At 63.1% G+C, this 651-nt stretch carries 1 protein-coding gene; it reads left to right on the plus strand.

Going from position 1 to position 651, the window contains the following annotated elements; genetic code table 11:
* The coding region (locus D5S18_RS00215) for a phosphopantetheine-binding protein (RefSeq protein WP_147403776.1) at positions 1–651 on the plus strand (651 nt) is incomplete at both ends.

Below are 651 nucleotides of genomic sequence, written 5' to 3' on the forward strand. Positions count from 1 at the left end.
ATCGGACCTCCTCCAACGCGATCGATGCCGAGTTCTGGCGTGCGGTCGAAAAGGGAGATCTGGGTGCGTTGGGGATAGATCCGGATCGATCTGTCGATGAGGCGCTACCGCTGCTGTCATCGTGGCGACAGCAGCAGCGAGAACTGTCCGAAGCGCAGACAGCGCTTCATGCGGAAAAGGAAAAAGCCGAAGCGGCGATGCTGGCGGGGCTGCGGCAGCGGGTGGCGAGGACGTCCGAATCGGACCGGTATGCGGCGGTGCTTGAGGTGGTCGTAAGTCAGATCGCGGCGGTGCTGGGCCATTCCGGTGCCGAGACAATCGGTGCCGACCGAAATTTCCGGGATCTGGGATTCGATTCGCTGACCGCGGTGGAGGCCCGCAATCGTTTCAACACTGTCACCGGGCTACGGCTACCGGCCACACTAGTATTCGATTACCCGACACCGGACGCGGTAGCTACCCATATCCTCGAAGAGCTGTTCGGCGCCAGCGGACAGGAATCAGTACCGGTACCGGTTTCGTCGGCGTCGGAGCCGGTGGCAATCGTGGGGATCGGATGTCGGTTCCCGGGTGGGGTGTCCTCTGCGGGGGAGTTGTGGCAGTTGCTGGCCGAGGGGCGTGACGTGATCGGTGGGTTCCCGACCGATCGGG

It is taken from the genome of Nocardia panacis, from assembly GCF_003598715.1.
Classification (GTDB): domain Bacteria; phylum Actinomycetota; class Actinomycetes; order Mycobacteriales; family Mycobacteriaceae; genus Nocardia; species Nocardia panacis.